General features: G+C 68.5%; 19 protein-coding genes. All 19 read right to left on the reverse strand.

Annotated features, from left to right (window positions below):
• Nucleotides 1-154 precede the first annotated feature (154 nt).
• Nucleotides 155-730: a hypothetical protein gene (locus HF999_RS14010; protein WP_168546474.1), complete on the reverse strand. Its 576-nt coding sequence runs from the start codon at nucleotides 728-730 to the stop codon at nucleotides 155-157.
• A gap of 3 nt (nucleotides 731-733) precedes the next feature.
• Nucleotides 734-976, reverse strand: coding sequence for a hypothetical protein (locus HF999_RS14015; protein ID WP_168546475.1), 243 nt, complete (start codon nucleotides 974-976; stop codon nucleotides 734-736).
• Nucleotides 973-1,371 (reverse strand): glutaredoxin domain-containing protein, encoded by a 399-nt coding sequence (locus tag HF999_RS23020; RefSeq protein ID WP_168546476.1) that lies wholly within the window; start codon nucleotides 1,369-1,371, stop codon nucleotides 973-975. The genes HF999_RS14015 and HF999_RS23020 overlap by 4 nt, the downstream gene beginning before the upstream one ends.
• A 39-nt stretch (nucleotides 1,372-1,410) precedes the next feature.
• Complete coding sequence (locus HF999_RS14025; protein WP_168546477.1) at nucleotides 1,411-2,379, reverse strand: hypothetical protein; 969 nt, start codon at nucleotides 2,377-2,379, stop codon at nucleotides 1,411-1,413.
• Nucleotides 2,376-3,128 carry a hypothetical protein gene (locus HF999_RS14030; RefSeq protein WP_168546478.1) on the reverse strand — a complete coding sequence of 251 codons (753 nt, stop codon included), beginning with the start codon at nucleotides 3,126-3,128 and terminating at the stop codon, nucleotides 2,376-2,378. The genes HF999_RS14025 and HF999_RS14030 overlap by 4 nt, the downstream gene beginning before the upstream one ends.
• A 58-nt stretch (nucleotides 3,129-3,186) precedes the next feature.
• On the reverse strand, nucleotides 3,187-4,053 hold the full coding sequence (locus HF999_RS14035; RefSeq protein ID WP_168546479.1) for a hypothetical protein: 867 nt from the start codon (nucleotides 4,051-4,053) through the stop codon (nucleotides 3,187-3,189).
• Nucleotides 4,053-4,520, reverse strand: a complete 468-nt coding sequence (locus tag HF999_RS14040; protein WP_168546480.1) for a DUF4913 domain-containing protein — start codon at nucleotides 4,518-4,520, stop codon at nucleotides 4,053-4,055. Before HF999_RS14040 ends, HF999_RS14035 begins: the two co-directional genes overlap by 1 nt.
• Before the next feature lie 76 nt (nucleotides 4,521-4,596).
• Entirely contained in the window at nucleotides 4,597-6,339 is a 1,743-nt protein-coding gene (locus HF999_RS14045; RefSeq protein ID WP_168546481.1) for a type IV secretory system conjugative DNA transfer family protein, read from the reverse strand.
• A gap of 29 nt (nucleotides 6,340-6,368) precedes the next feature.
• Nucleotides 6,369-6,926 carry a hypothetical protein gene (locus tag HF999_RS14050; protein WP_168546482.1) on the reverse strand — a complete coding sequence of 186 codons (558 nt, stop codon included), beginning with the start codon at nucleotides 6,924-6,926 and terminating at the stop codon, nucleotides 6,369-6,371.
• 35 nt (nucleotides 6,927-6,961) lie between these two features.
• Nucleotides 6,962-8,734: a M23 family metallopeptidase gene (locus HF999_RS22835; protein ID WP_168546483.1), complete on the reverse strand. Its 1,773-nt coding sequence runs from the start codon at nucleotides 8,732-8,734 to the stop codon at nucleotides 6,962-6,964.
• Nucleotides 8,735-8,845: 111 nt separating this feature from the next.
• Nucleotides 8,846-9,121, reverse strand: a complete 276-nt coding sequence (locus tag HF999_RS14060; protein ID WP_168546484.1) for a hypothetical protein — start codon at nucleotides 9,119-9,121, stop codon at nucleotides 8,846-8,848.
• An 8-nt stretch (nucleotides 9,122-9,129) separates the two neighbouring features.
• Nucleotides 9,130-10,956, reverse strand: coding sequence for a putative type IV secretion/conjugal transfer ATPase (locus HF999_RS14065; protein WP_168546485.1), 1,827 nt, complete (start codon nucleotides 10,954-10,956; stop codon nucleotides 9,130-9,132).
• Nucleotides 10,953-11,759: an SCO6880 family protein gene (locus HF999_RS14070; RefSeq protein ID WP_168546486.1), complete on the reverse strand. Its 807-nt coding sequence runs from the start codon at nucleotides 11,757-11,759 to the stop codon at nucleotides 10,953-10,955. Before HF999_RS14070 ends, HF999_RS14065 begins: the two co-directional genes overlap by 4 nt.
• Nucleotides 11,760-11,900: 141 nt before the next feature.
• Entirely contained in the window at nucleotides 11,901-13,379 is a 1,479-nt protein-coding gene (locus tag HF999_RS14075; RefSeq protein WP_168546487.1) for an SCO6880 family protein, read from the reverse strand.
• A 34-nt stretch (nucleotides 13,380-13,413) separates the two neighbouring features.
• A complete protein-coding gene (locus HF999_RS14080; protein ID WP_168546488.1) occupies nucleotides 13,414-14,925 on the reverse strand; it encodes a hypothetical protein in 1,512 nt (503 codons plus the stop codon).
• Nucleotides 14,907-15,788 (reverse strand): DUF8175 domain-containg protein, encoded by an 882-nt coding sequence (locus HF999_RS14085; protein ID WP_168546489.1) that lies wholly within the window; start codon nucleotides 15,786-15,788, stop codon nucleotides 14,907-14,909. The genes HF999_RS14080 and HF999_RS14085 overlap by 19 nt, the downstream gene beginning before the upstream one ends.
• A 31-nt stretch (nucleotides 15,789-15,819) precedes the next feature.
• Nucleotides 15,820-16,440: a DUF8175 domain-containg protein gene (locus tag HF999_RS14090; protein ID WP_168546490.1), complete on the reverse strand. Its 621-nt coding sequence runs from the start codon at nucleotides 16,438-16,440 to the stop codon at nucleotides 15,820-15,822.
• A 2-nt stretch (nucleotides 16,441-16,442) separates the two neighbouring features.
• Nucleotides 16,443-16,724 (reverse strand): hypothetical protein, encoded by a 282-nt coding sequence (locus HF999_RS14095; RefSeq protein WP_168546491.1) that lies wholly within the window; start codon nucleotides 16,722-16,724, stop codon nucleotides 16,443-16,445.
• Nucleotides 16,725-16,736: 12 nt separating this feature from the next.
• A complete protein-coding gene (locus tag HF999_RS14100; RefSeq protein WP_168546492.1) occupies nucleotides 16,737-17,105 on the reverse strand; it encodes a hypothetical protein in 369 nt (122 codons plus the stop codon).
• Nucleotides 17,106-17,122: the final 17 nt, after the last annotated feature.

Genomic DNA, 17,122 nt, shown 5'->3' on the forward strand with positions numbered 1-17,122 from the left:
CTTTGTGCGCGTCCCCCGACCCCGCGGCGATCCCTCGATCGCCTGCTGAGCGTATCGCCGATTCCGGCTTAGCCCGCGAACGATTTGAGCCCGGCCCCCTGTGCTGGGGAACCGGGCTCAATCGCCTTCTGTGCGGTCGTTTGTGTGCACCGCCCTATCGCAGCGCCTCGATGCCGATCCGTCGGCTCAGGTACGTGATGAGGGCCATCACGAGGCCGTAGGCGACCGCGGTGAGGAGTGTCGCCGGCCACATGATCTGCGAGAGCGGGAAGAACGGCACCACCACCGCGGCCGCCACGGCGATCCAGCCGTAGACGGACAGGAGCGTGCCCGCGCTGTTGGTCATCCACACCACCAACAGGAACGCCGCGGCGCACACGATCGACGCGCACACGGCGATGATCGCAGCGTCGCCCGGGGAGAACGTCGCCCGCGCCCACGGCGCACCGATACCGTCGGCGAGCCCGTTGACGACGAACGCCCCGAGCGCGGCGGCCGCGGCCCCGGCCGCGATCACGCCGAGCGTGCCGCCGGCGAACTTCGCCACGTTCAGCGGCGGCGGCGCCGAGGTCTTGCGCGTGAGCTGCTGCGCGCTCGTCACCGGCGCCGAGTCCGGGTTGGTCGTGTCGTAGTCGTAGTACTGGCTACCGCTGTAGGCGGTGGTCTGCTGCCCGCCGGCGCTCGGCAGCGGGACGGGCGAGCCCTGGCTGTATGCGGGGTATTCGGTCATCTCCTACTGGTTCCCTTCTAGCGATCCCGCCCGGCCCGACGCGGGCTCGACGACGCGGAAGGCGCCGGCGGTCTGGCGCGCCACGGGGGCGCTGGAATGGACGGCGCCACCGCCGGCCCGGCGATGCCGGACGTCGGTGGTCGGCCGGATGCGCGGCGGCACTGCGCGGGCGAAGACCCACGGCGGCACCCGCTGCTCCTTCGTCACCGGCGCCGGCTGCGCGACCCCAGCGAGCGGAGGCCTCATCGGGACACCTCCGATCCGGCGCTCGCGGCCGCGGGCGAGGCGGCGCGCCGCGCTTCGGGCGTCCCCGCGGGGCGGGACGGCGCCGTGCGCGCAGCGCCGAAGCACTTCTGCGACACCGCAGCCGTCGCGCGCTGCTTGGTGCCGAGGGACTTGATCTTCTCGACGCGGAACCCCGTCCAGCGGTCGCCGCCGCGGGTCTCGACGACGGGCGCGCCGAGGAGGCCTTCGGCCTTGAACCGCTCGCGGGCCTCGGCGTCCTCGCTGAGATCGACGGTGCGGTACGGGATCTTGAGCTTGTCCATCTGCTTCTCAGTCATGTCGCACTGGACGCAACCGGGGAGACGGTAGACCGTCGCCTCGGGCTCGGTGGTGGTGATCGGAGTGGTGGTGGTCATTTGCGCTGTCCTTTCATTCACTCCGTGGATGGATGGGTACTACATGCCCAACGACGTCGGTCGTCCCTGAGCGGTCGGCCCGGAAGGGCCGCTTCGCGCCTGCGGAGCACTGGCGGGAAGTCTCGTGACGCCACCGCGGGTGCGGTGCGCGGCGAAGCGCGCCGCCGAGAAGGAGGCCTGCGCCACCGCGGTGGCCGAGGCCCGCCGAGGCCCGTCCTCGGAGAACAGATCAGGTCCGTGAACCTCTGTCGCCACCTGCCGAATACGGCCCGCCTGGTACCCGTACCACTCGTGACCGGTCGGGGTGATGACCATCGGCTGCATGGACTGCTCGCGGAACTTCGCGGTCACGTGAGGGGCTGCGGTACGAACGTCAACCACGCGGTGCGGGAGGTGGTTGTGGTTGAGCATCGCGATCGTTTTGGTGACGTCACCCTGGCCTGCACCTTCGATCGCACGCATCTGGTCGTTGAACCACCGCCGCGTATCGCGGTCGAGATCCTGGTCGACACGCTCTGGGACCTCGATCGGGGATGGCTCTCCCACACGCTCGGCGAGAATCGCCCTGCGCGCGGCCACGCCGACGCGGCCCAGGGTCTGTTCCATCTCAGCCGCATCGTTGAGCTGCAAGCCTTGCCGCAACGACTGGATCATCGAATCCATCCGATGATCCAGTTCCGTCTCCGGTGCGCCGAGCTGGTCCCGCCACTGACTGAGATGTGCGAGACTCTCCGCGCTCTGAATCGGCATGGGCACCTCACGCCCTGTGCGATTGACGATGTCCCCGCGGGTCATGCCGATCGACAGGGCCAGCAGTTCGTCGTTCGCGGCGTTGATGGCGTCCTGCTCCGTGCGCTCTACCCCTTCCGGCCCTCGCCGGTCCCTGCTGAACATGAAGAAGTCGATCCGAGCAACAGCCACATCCAGCTGATCCGCGGCCGCGCTTCTTTGCGGCGGCCCGGAGGGAGGGAGATGGTAGACGAGGATCTCCGGCGCCGGGCCGGTCATGCCTCTGCACCACCTTCGTCGACCACCAGCTCGGCGGGAATCAGCTCCTTGGTCGGCTTCTCCCCGGTCTCCTCCTCGATGATCGCCAAGGCGGGGTTGTCTTCCTCGGTGATGACGTCGACCGTGACCGCCACCCCGTTCTTGGTGCCGAAGGCCACCAGGCTGCCGGCGTCCAAGTGTGGGTTGGAGGTGAGGATCTCGGCGCGCAGCGCACCGTCGACGCCGATGTAGTCGACGGCGTCCATCGCGCAGGCGACGGCCTTGATGGCGGCGACGAAGTCGGCGCTGTGTTCGTCCTCCGGGTTGAAGCTCTTCTGCCGCTCCTGGTTGATCGTCCCGTACGCGCGGATCGAGGGGTCTTCCGCGCAGATCGCCCAGCCAGCGATCGTCTCGCCCTCAGCGTTCTCGGCTACGAGGCCCGCGGTGTAGAGCCGCACGATCGGCGCCGCGGCCGCCTTCGTGGCCAGCTCCGCCGCGGCGCGCGCGCGGTCTTCCTCGAACCGCGCCCACGCGCGGTTCGAGACGGCCTCGTAGTCGATTCCAAGGCGCTTGCGCAGCTCCAGCTTGAAGGGCTTCCACAGGTACTTCGACTGGGTGCTGTTCTGCTGCGCGAGGCCGTCGAGCCACTCCCTGATGCCCTTGGCGTCGTCTGCGGCCGCCAGGGATCGCAGCTCGTCGGCGGCCTGGGCGACACCGCCCTTGACCACGTCCTCGTTGCTGGGCCGCTTCTGCTTCGTCGCTGTTGCCATGGTGGGTCCTCTCTGTCTGTGGTGGAACGTATTTCGTTGGGGTTGGGATGGTGCGCGGCTACATGCCGAGACCGTGGGTGCGGCCCTGCGACGGGCCGGTGCCGCGGCCCTTGCGTGCCTTCGGCGCCGTTGCGCGGCTAACCGTGGGCTTGCCCGCACCCGGGAACGCGGCCCGGCCCACGCGGAGTGCACGCGCGAAATTGGGCGTCACCGCCGCGGCGGCCCCCTGCGTGAGCTTCATCGTCCGCGCCGTCTGGACCGGCGTGGCCGCCCGGCTCGTCTCAGCTGCCGGCGCCGGTGCGGGCAGTCGCGAGAGCCCGGCGTTGGCCTCCGCCTCGCGGGCCTCCGCGCTGGCCTTGTCGGCCTCGGCCGCGCTCTGCTTCGCCTGGCCCTGAGCTACGTTGGCGCGATCTTCCGCGCGGTCCTGACGGGAGAGGGCTTCGGCGGTTCCGGCCGCGTGCACGGGTGAGTCGGTGCCCTTCGCCGGCGGGTTGAGCTGCGCGTCCTCGACGTCGGTGGCGGTCGGCTTGTCCAGCTTGGGAAGCCAGTCCTTGAGGTGTACGCCGTGCTCGTTCTGGACGTGGTCCTCGATCTTCTTGAGCGCGGGCGCCGCCACGGGGATGTCGCCGCGGTAGTAGATCGCGGCGCGGGCCGCGTCGGCCACCTGGTCGTCCTTGCCCTTGACCGACTCCGCCCAGTTCGGCGTGAGCACGGCCCGCAGCTTCTCGTCGGCGACCCGCTTCGCCGCGGCCGCTTTCGCGAACGCTGCCTCCGCGGCCGCCTTGTCGTGCTTGGCAGCGTTCTGCGCCTTCTGCTCGCGGCGCCGAGCGTCGTGCTCGGCGAGCGCACCGAAGGCCATGTTGAACCGCATCAGCAGCTTGCCGGTGTCCTGGCCGATCTCGTCCAGTTCTGCGGGGCCGGTCATCATGCCACCTCCAGCATTGCGCGCTTCGCGGCGGCCGCTGTGATCTCCGACGGCAGCCGGTTGGCGATCTCGTGATCGTTGGCGGTGGAGGCGATCGAGCACCGCTCCAGCGGACCGGTCGGGGAGATGATGACGGCGAGGTGGTGATCGAGGTGATCGCGCATCCACACCGACATCCCGGTGTCCGGGTCGGTACTCAGGTGCTCCCAGGAGCGCCACAGCGCGGTGATCCGGACGAACACCTCGGGGTGTTCGTGCCAGTGTGCGCACCACTTCTTGTCCGAGGAGTCGGTGACGTGCCGCTCGACGAGCTCGCTGAAGACCTCCTCGAACCAATCGAAGACGGTCTCGTATTGCAGCGCGACCTCCTCGTCCTCGTCCTCGAGGTCCTCGTCGTACTCGGCTCCTGTCGACTCGTCGAGGTTCTGTGCCTTGCTCAGCGGCTCGAATTCGTCTTCCCAGCTCATCGCTGCTCCTTCGTGGTGGTGATCGTGGTGGACATGCTGTGGTGACCTTTCGTTCAGGTGGTGGATGGGGAGAGCGTCAGGCGGGCTCGTACAGGTCGTTGGAGTCCTTGATCTTCTGCGCGTAGTCCTGCTCGAACCACGGCACGTTCGCGATGACCGTCGGGGGATTGCCCGAGGTGATGAGCACGGACCGGCCGAAGGCGAGGGCGGCGAGGTCGCGGACGCTCAGGGTGCGTCGCGTCTGGATCTGGCGGCTGGTGCTGTTGGAGCCACCGCCGCGGCCGCTGCTGCTCGAGGTCGACCGCTGCTCGTACTCGAAGTCGCCGATCAACTCCGAGATGAACGAGAGCGTCTCCTGCTCTTTGCTGCCGCCGAAGATGAAGCAGTTCGAGGCGCCGATCAGCTTCTTCATGCCCTCCGGGCCCCAGCACGCCACGCCCTGCGCCCAGGACTGGAGGATCGTCTGCACGAGGATGCCGCGCGAGCCCAAGTGGCTGTACTTATCGGGCAACTCCGACCAGCGGACCACGTTCGCGGCCTCGTCGAGTGGCACCGTCAGCGGCGTGCGGAGCCGACCGCCGGGCGATCGCGCGCCCAGCTCCTCGCCGGCCTCGATCACGGCGACCGTCAGGGCGGTCACGATGGCGCCGGCGGCACCCGGCCCCTCCATCGACAGCGAGTACAGCGTGCCGTAGCTGGTGACGAAGTCGTCCGGATCGAAGTGCGGCTTGCCCGTGCCGTCGTCGGTGATCCACCGGCGGATCTCCTGGAACCTCAGCACCGAGCACATCTTCTTGGCCGTGCCGAAGATGCCGTCGCGCTGCTTCTCGGTGAGGTTGATCCACTGCAGCAGCTCCTTGTAGTAGCTCTCGAAGCCGTGCGCAGCAAGGGGATCGAGAAGCTCGCGGCACTGCTTCGGCGAGTTGACCATGTCCCACACGCGGGTGATGCAGGAGTCGGCGAGGGCGCAGCCGAGGATGATCGCGGCGAGGAGGTTCTGCCCCTCGGGCTCGAAGTAGGCGTCCTTCTTATCGCCGTCGCTGACCGAGCTGGCGAAGCGGTCGGCGAGCTTCGCGGCGCGCACGTCCTCCACGCCCGCGCGGCCGGTCACCCAGGTAAGCGGGTTCCACCACCAGGTCGGCTCACCGTCGGCGACCGACTGCGGGTCGAAGATCCACACCGGTCCCCGCGACTCGCGATACAACCTGGTCGCGTCGAGCACGTCCCGTTTGTTCGAGGTGGTCACGACGGCGCCCGGTGCGCCCATGATCCAAGGGATCACCAGTGAGGTCGACTTGCCGCGGCGCGGGCCCATGATGACCGTGACGAGGTCCTCGTAGCTGCCGTACAGGAACCGCCCGGACTTGACCTCGGCGCCGAGCAGCACCCCGGGGACGACGTTGTCCGGGATGAGGACGCGCAGGCGAGCGGCCTTCTCCCGCACCGCTTGCTCAGAGAGTGAGTCCAGCTCCTTGCCGCTGGCCAGGTGCGGGAGGGCGGCGTCGACGGGCTTATCCGGGACGGAGCGGGTCGAACGCCACTGGTAGATCACGTACCCGATGGCGATTGTCCCGCCGAGGAGCACCGCGCTCACGATCGTTTCGACGATGCCGAAGCTCAAGGTGCCCTTGATCGCCGCGCCGGGCAGGCCCAGCGGCGTCGAGGCCGGCACCGCGCGGCCGCCGACCCATGCGCCGACCGCCGTAGCGATCCAGACGATCGTCGCAATGCCCGCGACGATGCCCAGGCCCACCGCAATCAGGAGGGTGTTTTCACCCCCGCGGGGCTGCATCGGCTTTCCGGGGACTGGTGTTGGCATGTCTTCTCCTTCGTGAACGGTGTTGGTGGTCAGCCGAAGTCGGTGACGGTGAGGTTCGACACGAGCCATTCGGCGTCGACTTGTTCGAGAGTCACGCGGACCGCGAACGTCGCGTACGCCGAGGGTGCGCCCGTGGTGGGTTGCAGAATCTGCGTGACGATTGCCCGGAGCGTCGTCGTCCGCGGGTTGGTTGTGATCGGCACACTGACCATTGCGTCGGCCGGGACGGTCGCGGTGACGAGCGTCTTCTCCGCAGCCCACGTGCTCCACAGCGCGATGGGACGCACCGGCCCGGAACGCTTCTCGACCGAAGCTTTCGCCTCGCCGGTCAGTCGCGGAAGGGCGCGTACCGCGGCATCGGCGGGGGAGCGGTCGGTGGCCGGTTCCCAGCTGTACATCGTGGTCAGCACCGAGGAGGCCACCTGGCGGGCGTCGCCGACGGCGACGCCGCCGCCGTGATCGTGGCCGTCGTGCTCGGAGGTGCCGCCGCCGTCACCGGTGACGGCGTCGATGATCCAGGCGGAGATGCCCGTCACGGCCATGGCGATGGCGATGACGGCCACCAGCGCGGCGATCTTGCGCGGCACGCCACCTGGGCCGTTGAGAGTTGGGATCCATCGCATTACGAGAGGCCTCCTGCCTGGAACGCCGGGATGCGCGAGAGAATCCGCGCGACATACGGCTGGGTCTGGATCGAGTAGTCGCCGCCGCTCGGCATCCCGCCGGCGTTGAGCACGGCCGCCTCGCCGGCGTTGTACCCGGCGAGGTAAAGCCCCTGGGCGCCGCCGACTCCGGGGCGGACCTTCCCGGATGCGATTGCGCCGTCGATGATTTTGGCGATGGTGCACATGTAGTCGCCCTGGCTCATCACGGCGTCGCCGATCGAGTTGATGTCGATCTTCCCGTCGCCGTCCCAGTCCTTGCCGTACCGTTTCCACGTCTCGGGCATGAACTGCGCCGGGCCGCCGGCCCCGGTCACCGAGACGGGGGCGTTCTCGCCCCAGCGGAAGCCGTTCTCCTGCTCGAGCTGTGCGGCGATCAGGGAGCTCTTGATCTGCGGGCACATCGTGCCGGCCTTGCGGATCCACGGATCGAACGCGGGCGGGACCTTGCCCGGTCCCAGGTTGTCGGCTCCGCCGCCGCCGGGGTAGTTGCCGCCGCTGCCGTCTCCGCACTGCTGCGACGGTGCGCCGCCCGGGCCCGCGACGGCGCCGGGGGCGACGTCGCCGCCGAGGACGCGATCGGGCGCGGTCCAGTGGACGTGATCGCGGTGATCGGCGAGCGTACCGGGGTCGAAGCCGTAGGGCTTGCCCATGGAGATGTTGCGGTTGAACGGGGGTACGCCCCAGATCAGCTCGCGGGAGTCGGGGAAGTTGGTGGCGATCCACTCCGCGACCGCGGGCAGGCGGGACAGGTCACCGCCGATGTCGATCGCGAGGCCGCGGTTGTGGTTGTCCGGCCGGCCGAGGACCTGCGTGGTCCGGGTCGCCGAGACCAGGGTGACCTCGGGGAAGGCTGTGCGGACCAGGTCCCACGAGCGCTGCTGCCCGGCGGTGGTGATGCCCTCACCCGAGATGTTGCCGAAGGAGACGTAGCCGCCCACGCGGCCGCCGGTGCTGTCCTTCTGGCCCGCGGTGGTGTTCTTCGAGAATTCACCCGGTACACCGGCCTGCTGTGCAACGGGCGCGGGCGCGGGTGTGGTCGGGGGAGCGCGCGGCGCCGACGGCGTCTGGCCCGCCTGGTCGGCCACCGGCGAAGGCGTCGGCGCGGCCGCGGCAGGGAGCCCGCCCGGCTCCCCGGCCCGCGCGAGCCACGGCGCCGGATCGACAGCGTTGCCGCCGGTGCCGACATAGCCGCCGGGGTGGATCTCGAAGTGCAGGTGCGGGCCGGTGGACTGGCCGTTGTTGCCCTCCTTGGCGATGAGCTGGCCGGCCTTGACCGTCTGGCCGACCTTCACCAGCACCCCTTCGGGGAACATGTGGCCGTACAGGCTGGAGACCTTCTTGCCGCCGAGGTTGTGCTCGACGATGATCCACTGGCCGAAGCCGTTCGCTGCGCCGGCATGGGTAACGACACCGTCGGCGAAGGCGTAGATCGGCGTGCCCAGCTCGCCAGCGAGGTCCTGGCCGTTGTGCTGGCCACCTTCTCGCGGCCCGAAGCCACTGGTCAGCGTGTACGTGCCCTGCTTCATGGGCTTGACGGTGCCCTCCGATGAAGGGACAGCCGGGGTGCCGGCACCGTCGGCCGCGGCACCCGGTGCGGTGCCGATCGGCAGGCAATCGTCGTCGCTGGCTCCGATGATCGCGACGAAGCCCACCAGGATCACGAGCAAGAGCACGACCGCGGCCGAGATGAGGGTCATGACGGCCTTGCTGCCGCCACCGTTGCTATCCATGCGCTGTCCTCGGTTGAGGGTGGTGCGACGTCCGGGTGAGTCCTCGGATGTGGTCTGGGATGCCGCCCAGGCCAGACGAACTCGGTGGTCGCCGCGGTGTCAGATCAGGTGTTAGAAGTTGACCTCCTGTTGTGTCACGGCTTGAGTAAACGCCTTCGCCGCCTCGAGGCGGGCCTGCAACTCGCGGACTGCCACGGATTCGGGATCGCGATCGACGCCGGCCTCGTCGCACCAGCGCACGACCGCGTTCGGCGAGAACGGGATGTGCTCCGCGGCGGCCTTCACCGCGGCCCATCGGCTCATGGCGGTCGTGTCGAGGAGCTGCTGGACGTGCGCGCAGGTGGCCGCGCGCAGTTCCGGGGTTGCGCGGTTGCCGGTGCTGCGCATGATCGGGCTCACTGGGCCGCCGCCATCTTCGTCTCGAACCGCTTGCTGGTCGCGTGCATCTCCACCTCGGTCTCGCGCCGCACCACCGACGTCTGGATCGGAATGCCGGGCTGCTGGTCGGACTCGCTGGTCTTGATCAGGAACTTGCCCATGCCGGGCGGCAGGCGCCGCTCGAACTTCGCCGCGGTGTTGTGGATCGGCGCGGCGGGGTCGTCGATCGGGTTGGTGCCCGAGGCCCACTCCGAGAGCTGACCGGCCTCCTTCCGGGTGAACTTCGTGACCGACTCCAGCCGGGAGACCTCGTCGGGCGGGATCGGCCCGTAGACCTTCGCGCGGGCGCGCTCGATGAAGCCGAGCGCCTTCGCACGCTCAGCCGTCGAGTCGAAGGCACCGAGGTCCTTGATGGTGTGCGTGATCATCGTGGTGGCCACGCCGATGGTGCGCTGGACACGGGTCAGCTCGTCGACGCGGTCGACGACGCCGCCGCCCGTGGAGAGCACGCGGGCGAGCTCGTCCATGACCGCGTGGAAGTTCAGCTGCGGGCCGAGGTCGTGATCGGCGAGGGTGTTCGCCGCCTCGATCGAGGCGAAGCCCTCGGACCAGCACGCCAGGAGCGTGGCCGCGCGGAGCTTGCCGTTGCCCTCGGGCACGCGGGAGATGTCGATGCAGATCGGCCGCCCGGAGGTGATATCGAGCTGCTCGCTGGTCTGCGCGTTGAAGATCGACCCGAACGGACCGCGGATCACGGCGGTCAGGGTCTGGCGCAGGCGCAGAGTGAGCGCGAAGTAGTCATCGCGGGCACGCTGGCCCCACGGGTCCGTCGCGTCGCCGCTGTACGCGCCGGATGCCTCGATCAGGTCGTCAGGACCCTCGCGGAAGACGTTGAGCAGGTCCTGGAGTAGAGGCGGATTCTCCGGCGTGAATCGCGGGTTCTTGGCGAGCACCCGCAGCCCCGCCGCGATCATCGTCTCCTCGTAGTCCTCGATCTTGCTGCCGCGCACCATCTCCAGCAGCGATGCGGTCACGAGCACCTGCCGGGCCTCCACAGCCAGCCGGACGCCGTCCTGGGCCTTCCTGGGCACCCTGTGCAGGATCTGACCCAGGGCGCCGACGCCGAGCGGGTTCATCGACTTCGCGCCCCAACCGAGGTCAATGATCTGGCCGCCCATGTGCTCGATCGCGGTGCGGTAGTCCGGCTTGATGTCGCCGAGGATCAGCGGGACGTCTCCGTGCGCGACGTCGCCGATCACGATGCGCCGCTGGAGCGTGCTCTTGCCGTAGCCGTTGAGGGCCAGGACGAACGCCGACGGGGCGGTGAGCAGGCCTGCGGCGTACCAGGAGAGCGGATCGAATCCCGCGGGCTGGCCTGTCTCCAGGTGCGTGCCCAGCGGAGTGCCGATCATCGGCGCGTTCGCGCCGACGGCGAAGGGGAACAGGCCGGCGACCTGAGCGGTCGTGCCGCGCCACTCCGAGACGCGCTCGATCACCCGCATGTTGCCGCCGCCGCGCCCTTGGAAGCCGGTGGGGGTCTCGCGGAGCATCGGAACGTCGAAGCGCATCTCCGAGTTGGCCGCATCGAGGATGCGCTGGCGCAGCGCGTTGTCGCGGTTGAGCCGCACGCGGGCGTTGATCCGCCCCAGCGCGGTCCCGGTGCGGCTGAGCTCCTCAAGGATGTCGCGGTCGTAGTCGCTCAGCGGCGTCGCGGTCGGTTCGACCTTCGCCGACTTCTTCGCCGACTCCTTGCCACGGACCGACAGTTCGCCGGCGTGCAGTCGAAGGATCTGCTCCTCGTCGGCGTCGCCCGGCCGCGAGTGCTTTCCCAGTGTCATCGTCATGCGGAGATCCCTTCTCGGTAGGTGCGGGTCGGGTGCTCGGCCACCGAGCCGTGCTCGGGAAGGACGATTCCGATCCCCAGGGAGTTCGCGAACACTTCGGCGTGCCGGTCGCACGCCCGCCTGGCCGCAACGCGCGCCTGAAGCGGCAGGTCCTGGCGCACCAGCCCACCGCCGGGTTCGACGCCGTTGTTCGTGATCGTGGTGCTCAGGAAGTACCGCTGGAGCAGGTTCTTCTCGCCCCCGACGGGGCGGTAGGTCGCGGCGACGCGGACGCGATCGCCGCCGGTGCGCGAGATCAGGTGCTCGAGGACCGGACGGGAAACCGTCTGCGGAGGCTGATGAATCCACGACGCGGACACCAGCCCGTCGTGCGAGTACCAGTCCCGGGCCTGCGTCGAGTCCACGGGGCCGCACTTTCCCCACGAGCGGGGATCCTCTACCTGCTCACCGCTGTAGCAGTCGGTCACCCAGTCCGTGATCTGCTCACCCACGAGCGGCAGGGCATCGAGGCCCACTTCGGCGAGCGAGCTGAGCAACCACGGCAAGCGGACACCTACCTCGACGGCGTGCTCCGCCAGCTCCCGGTGCGCCTTCGTGGCCGCACGGAACGTCACCGCCAGCCGGTTGGTGATCCGCTCTCCGGTCCGGTCCCACACCGAGGTCATCGCGGTCACGTCGGGAGCGTCCTCGACAAGGGCGATCTTCTCGCGCCACCGATCGCACCACACCGCCGCATCGGGCGCGATACCCGACTGTATGGGCCACACGTCGAGCACGACCGTGTGATCGGCAGTGGAGGGCACCGATACCAGGGCGAACATGTGGCCGCCGGCACTGCGTGTATCGCGGTCCAGCTCAGCTGTGACAGACGTTCCCGGGAGCCGCAATTTGGTTCCGGTACCGCGCTTTCCGAACATGGTCCTTCTCCTTAACAGGCTGAGTGGTCAGGCGGCGAGGCGTTCGCTGACCGAGACGTGCGAGGGCAGGTTCAAGCCCAGCCCCAGCGACCCGGCAAATGCCGCGGCCTGCTGGTTCGTGGCGGGCTTCATCGTCATCCGCGACGCGATTCCGAGGTCGCCCAGCAGCGTCTCCGCCTTCGCGAGGTCCCCGTCGGTCGGGATGGTGACGGTGACGATGGTGCTGAACCGCGTGACCCCGGCGCCGAGTGCCTGCTCCTCGCGCGCCTTCTTGGTAGCGGCGACCTTGAGCTTGGCAGCCTCCGGTGTGCGGCCCACGCGGCTGGTGACGGCCTTCTGCGCGTCGATGTAGTCCTGGTCGACGATCTTCGTGCTCTCGGCCGGCGTGTGCGGGCGGTAGACGATCGTCATCCGCTTGCGCGGCAGCTCCGCGCGCGCCTGGCCGAGATCGACGAGCACCCTCGAGTCGATCGCGCTCGCCGGTGCCTTGTCCATGACGTGGCTGATCGACTTGCCCGAGTCGTGCAGGTAGTAGCCCCGCTTGTCGGAAGCGGCCATCGGGCCGGCGTCAGACCAATCAAAGCCGAGCGGCTCATCGGTGAGCAGCGCCGTCTCAATGTCGAGCTCGTCGGCCGGGCTGTACGAGCGGCGGGCGATCGCCGTCACCTCACGCTTGCTCATCGGCCGGCACGGCAGGCCTGCATACTCGATCACATCGAGGATCCGCGGCAGGCGACGCGCGATCTCCTGTGACTGCTCCTGCGTATCGCGTCGGCGCATCCCCTGATCTGAGTCGAAGGTGATCGAGATCCAGCCTTCGTTCCGCACCTCTGCGCAGCGCACCTCGAATGCGGCCTGCCACAGAATCTCCCGGGCGATTGCGTTGGCCTTCGGATCGACCTGGCGCTCGTACTGGCTCGCCAGCCGCTGCGCGGACTCGGGCACCGAAGCCAGAACGGCCGTGATGGCCTCCACGTCGGGCGCCTGACCGATGGTCGTGGTGAGCTGGCCGAACGAGGCCACCCACGAATCGAACCGCCCCTGATCCACCCACTCCGAGCCCTGCGGGAAAACGCGGATCACCACGGTGTAGAACCGGCCGACGCGGATCAACGCGAAGGTCTTGTTGTTGCTCGTCCTGTGCTCGGTCACCTTCGACCCCGCCATGATCCCCGGAAGGAGCGTCGAGGGGATCTTCGTGCCGGAACCGGAGCGGTATTCGTTCTCGCCGGCGCTCTTCTGCTTGCCCCGATCCTTCGTCGCGAGGATGATTTCCCACCAGCTCTTGCCGCCCGACGACACGACCAGCGGGACCAGGATCGCGCCCGAGATCAGGAACTGCAGCAGCCGCACCCAGCCCGGTAGGGAGGGCATGAACAGCGTGAGGTTGACGATGGCCACGCCCAGCGCCACATACGTTGCGGTCGACGTCGACCCGAACATTCCCGACGACCGCGGCTGCGTCCATCCGTAGTACAGCAGACGGGGTTCTCCTGACGTGGCCATCAGCAGTCCTTCCTCTTCGTGATTGTCATCGGTCCTAGCCCTTCATCGCGTGTTCGCCGTGTCCGGAAGCAAGTTCCGGACGTTCCAGCGACGGTGGCGGTTTCGTGGCGCCCTCACCGGCTGAGGTCTCGTTGCCGACCTGCTGGTTGATCTGCTCACCAGCGCCGCCACCGCTGCCGCCACCGCTGGGCGGGCTCGCTCCGTTGAGCGCTTCGTCCGGGCCGGCACCGCTGGAGGGATCGCCGCCCCCACCGGAGTCACCTCCGCCGCCGCCGGGCGGAGGTCCTCCGGGCGATGACGTCGGCCCCGGCTGCTCGCCGCCACCGTCATCCCCGCCACCGGAATTCATCGCGGCGGTCGCCCCCGGCGTCGCCGCGCGGGACGCGACCGGCGATGCGCCGGCCGTCGCGGCCGCCGACCCGCCGCCGGTGGCCACCATGCCCGCGACCTTCGCACCGGCCATCGCCGCGCCGACCGCCATGCCCGCCGCCGCCATACCGCTACCGCCGCCGCCCATCGACGCCACCGCGGGAGCGACCAGCCGCATCAACGACGGCAGCACGAGCGCGACCATCGCCAGCAGGATCATGCCGAGGAGCTTCATCTGGAAGTCGTCCGACTTGTCGCCGGCCGCAGAAAAGGCGATCACGTAGACCAGCGCGCCGATCGGCTTGAACAGCAGGAACGCAATCGTCCACTGCTTGAGCTTGTCGTAGCTCTGCGACCCGGGGCCGGTGCCCGACCACGTCGCGGCGATCGGGACGAACGCGACCACCACGATCAACATCACCTGACGGATGACCAGCAATACCAATTGCAGTAGGGCTCCGAGGAAGCCAAACAGAGTGATCAAGCCAATTCCGGCGATCATATTGCCTGCCAGCGGGCCGGAACTGATCACGGCCAGACCAAGGTTCTCGGCGACCTTCTGCGCGGACTCACCCTTGAGAACTGCGTCTTTCAGCACCCAGTTGGAGAAAGCATCACCAATCACCGACCCGGCCACAACGAAAGTAGCAAACAACGTGCTACCAAACACCGCCCGCACCAACGCCATCCAAGCCTGCTCGGACTCCTCCACCAGCCCCTTGCGGGACATGGCCATGCGAATCCCGACCAGGACCAGCGACACCATCAGGCCGATGACCTGAAGCTGGAACGTGTACTCGCGCACCGTCGCAAGCACTCCCACCGATCCGCGTGGATCGAGCTTCGGGCTCGGCATCGCCATCCACCACGACAGCGCCAGCTCGATCATCTTCCCGTACGTCGCGACCAACGAATTCACGATCTTCTCGAACGTGCCGCCTACCGCGTTGCCCGCGACACTGCCCGCAGCCTGTCCTAGTGTGCAGCCGATGTCGTACCAGCTGCACTTCTCCGGATCGGCGGAGGCAGAACCTGCGCCGAATGCGGTGAAGAGGCCGGCGAGGAAAAGTACAACCGCCGAACCGAGAACAGGCTTCTTGCGCTGAGCAAGGCGGGTACGGAGCGTGGGTGCGCTCGTGTTCGGCTTGAGCTGCGTTTCTACCATTGTCGAGACCACCCCACGAATGTCGGCGTCGGCGTGAACGAATTCAGGAGCGGGAAGGGAACCTTCCACGTGCCGTCGCGCCAAACGACCTGGAAATCAGCGCGCATACCCTCGATTCCGTTCGGCTGCTGCGGAGCGAGCGAGAGCCCGAACGAGATCAGCGCATAGTCAGGACTGAACTCGCTGACCTTCACCGCGATGGGCACGCTCCCCAGAATCTGCGCACCCCGCAGGCTGAGGGGATTGTCGCTGGAGCCATTGAGGGTCCGGGCGCCCCGCATCTCGGCTTCGGCGGCATCAGACCCGTCGGAGATCATGGCCCTGTCGATCAGCTTCGCTCGGCGCGACGGATCGGTCTCAAACGGCAGGCGAACGTTGATCTGCCATGCGGCCATCACAGCCCCCTGCGGAGTCCTGGCGAAGCCGGTCGGGACGCCGTCGACGAGGCTGGTCGGCCCGTCGGAGGTGGAGAACGGGACGACGACGCCGTTGTAGATCGACTGCCACATCAGTCCCTTCGGCGAGCCCGTGAGCCACGCCGGATCCGACGCGGTGAACGCCGGCGAGCCGGTTTGCGGCAGCACCTGCCCGGACGGGTTCGCGGGAACCTGGACCGATCGGCCGGTCGCGTCGACGCGCGGCGTGCCGAACTTGTCCCGCCCGTCGCCGCTCGGCGAGGACGTCGGGCCGGCGGTGGGCGAGGGAGTCTGCGCGCCCTGCTGAGGCGCCTTGTCGTCGTCAGGGATGAGGTAGACGAGGACCGCGCCCAGGAGGATCGCGACGATGAAGATGATCGAGGCGGGGAGGGTCCAGCTTCGACCGGACTTGCCGTTGGAATCGTCGAGTTGGGACGAGCTATCGGGTGATTCGAGCATGTTTCTTTCCTTTCCGTCGGCTGGCTGGGTGTCAGCGCAGCTGCACGGCATCATGCGGGATGGAGGGAACCGATTGGATGCGCGGACGGCTATTCGCACCGGGCTCGGTCTGTTCCTCCGGCGCGGGCATCACCAGACCCCAGTCATCGGCAGCCGTCCAGGCGACCTGGAGGTGGTTGACGGTGGTGGAGCGGTCCGGGAGCGTGCAGTAGACGTCGACGAAGGCCTCGGCGGCGTCGTACGAGGTCACGCGGTAGGCGACGACCCTGGGCGCGGCCGCCGGATCGGCGGGCTCGACGCGGATCCGTGCCCGCTGAGCGATCCACCAGTCCTTGTTCCGGCCCGGCGCGATCAGGTCACGGGTGACGACGGCCCATTCGGGCTGCCCGGTCTGAGAGCCAGCGTCGCCCGCGACGCCCGTGCGGACCGCCGCGTTGATCGCTGCGAGGGCCGCGCCGGTCTGGCTGTGCTCGTACCCGGTCGGGGCCGGCTCGGTGCGGTTCCGCGGCCCCTGGTCCGCCGAGGGCACCTCCATGCCCGACACGACCGACCAAGTCAAGCCGGTGGGCGCGGAGGCATCCTCGGACGGAGCGGGCGAGCACGCGGCCGCAGCGACGGTGACAACGACCAGGAGGAACAGACGACGGATCATGGTCAGCTCCCCAGGATCGAGGTTGCGATCTGCGACGAGCAGCTCATGATGATCGCGCCGAGCAGGATCTGCACGATCCGCATCTCGGTGCGCTGGCCGGCGGGACGTTCCCGGTCGCCGTACTTTTCGAGCCACCACAGCGAGGCAACCCACATGAGCACCGCGATGAACACGACGAGACCGAGCCAGAACACCCAGCCGAGCAAGGTCATGAGCGGGTTCATGACCTCGGGCGGGAGCTGCTTGATCTCCGCCAGCATGGTGACGTCGTCGGGAGCCTGCATGGGGTTCGTCTCCTAGCTCGTTGCCGCGTCGATGATGCCGACGGCCGAGACGGAGACGACGGCACCGATGATCACGTAGAGGCAGATCTGGGCGGCCTTGGAATCGCCGCGCTGCTGGTACTTCTCCAACGCGAAGATCGCACCGGCCCCGATCAACGCACCCACGCCGATGATGTAGACCGCCCACTTGAGCCAGCCGAGCAAGCGCAGGATCTTCTCGCCGCCGGGCGGCTGCACGGGCTTGACGTCGATACCGTCCGCGACGAGCATCGCCGTCGCCTGCTCGGAGGCGTGCGCGGCGCCGCGCATCGCCGAGCCGACGAGGGTGTTGGCGTGCACGACGACGTCGGGGACGAGGGAGAAAAGTTCGGGAGCGAACATGATGTGGAAGTTCCTTT

Source organism: Tsukamurella spumae (assembly GCF_012396015.1).
Lineage (GTDB): Bacteria > Actinomycetota > Actinomycetes > Mycobacteriales > Mycobacteriaceae > Tsukamurella > Tsukamurella spumae.

What these genes read in the sequence shown, in the direction of transcription:
- HF999_RS14010 (WP_168546474.1), bottom strand. Translation starts at nt 730, where the DNA reads ATGACCGAATACCCCGCATACAGCCAGGGCTCGCCCGTCCCGCTGCCG.
- HF999_RS14015 (WP_168546475.1), bottom strand. Translation starts at nt 976, where the DNA reads ATGAGGCCTCCGCTCGCTGGGGTCGCGCAGCCGGCGCCGGTGACGAAG.
- HF999_RS23020 (WP_168546476.1), bottom strand. Translation starts at nt 1,371, where the DNA reads ATGACCACCACCACTCCGATCACCACCACCGAGCCCGAGGCGACGGTC.
- HF999_RS14025 (WP_168546477.1), bottom strand. Translation starts at nt 2,379, where the DNA reads ATGACCGGCCCGGCGCCGGAGATCCTCGTCTACCATCTCCCTCCCTCC.
- HF999_RS14030 (WP_168546478.1), bottom strand. Translation starts at nt 3,128, where the DNA reads ATGGCAACAGCGACGAAGCAGAAGCGGCCCAGCAACGAGGACGTGGTC.
- HF999_RS14035 (WP_168546479.1), bottom strand. Translation starts at nt 4,053, where the DNA reads ATGACCGGCCCCGCAGAACTGGACGAGATCGGCCAGGACACCGGCAAG.
- HF999_RS14040 (WP_168546480.1), bottom strand. Translation starts at nt 4,520, where the DNA reads ATGAGCTGGGAAGACGAATTCGAGCCGCTGAGCAAGGCACAGAACCTC.
- HF999_RS14045 (WP_168546481.1), bottom strand. Translation starts at nt 6,339, where the DNA reads ATGCCAACACCAGTCCCCGGAAAGCCGATGCAGCCCCGCGGGGGTGAA.
- HF999_RS22835 (WP_168546483.1), bottom strand. Translation starts at nt 8,734, where the DNA reads ATGGATAGCAACGGTGGCGGCAGCAAGGCCGTCATGACCCTCATCTCG.
- HF999_RS14060 (WP_168546484.1), bottom strand. Translation starts at nt 9,121, where the DNA reads ATGCGCAGCACCGGCAACCGCGCAACCCCGGAACTGCGCGCGGCCACC.
- HF999_RS14065 (WP_168546485.1), bottom strand. Translation starts at nt 10,956, where the DNA reads ATGACGATGACACTGGGAAAGCACTCGCGGCCGGGCGACGCCGACGAG.
- HF999_RS14075 (WP_168546487.1), bottom strand. Translation starts at nt 13,379, where the DNA reads ATGGCCACGTCAGGAGAACCCCGTCTGCTGTACTACGGATGGACGCAG.
- HF999_RS14085 (WP_168546489.1), bottom strand. Translation starts at nt 15,788, where the DNA reads ATGCTCGAATCACCCGATAGCTCGTCCCAACTCGACGATTCCAACGGC.
- HF999_RS14090 (WP_168546490.1), bottom strand. Translation starts at nt 16,440, where the DNA reads ATGATCCGTCGTCTGTTCCTCCTGGTCGTTGTCACCGTCGCTGCGGCC.
- HF999_RS14095 (WP_168546491.1), bottom strand. Translation starts at nt 16,724, where the DNA reads ATGCAGGCTCCCGACGACGTCACCATGCTGGCGGAGATCAAGCAGCTC.
- HF999_RS14100 (WP_168546492.1), bottom strand. Translation starts at nt 17,105, where the DNA reads ATGTTCGCTCCCGAACTTTTCTCCCTCGTCCCCGACGTCGTCGTGCAC.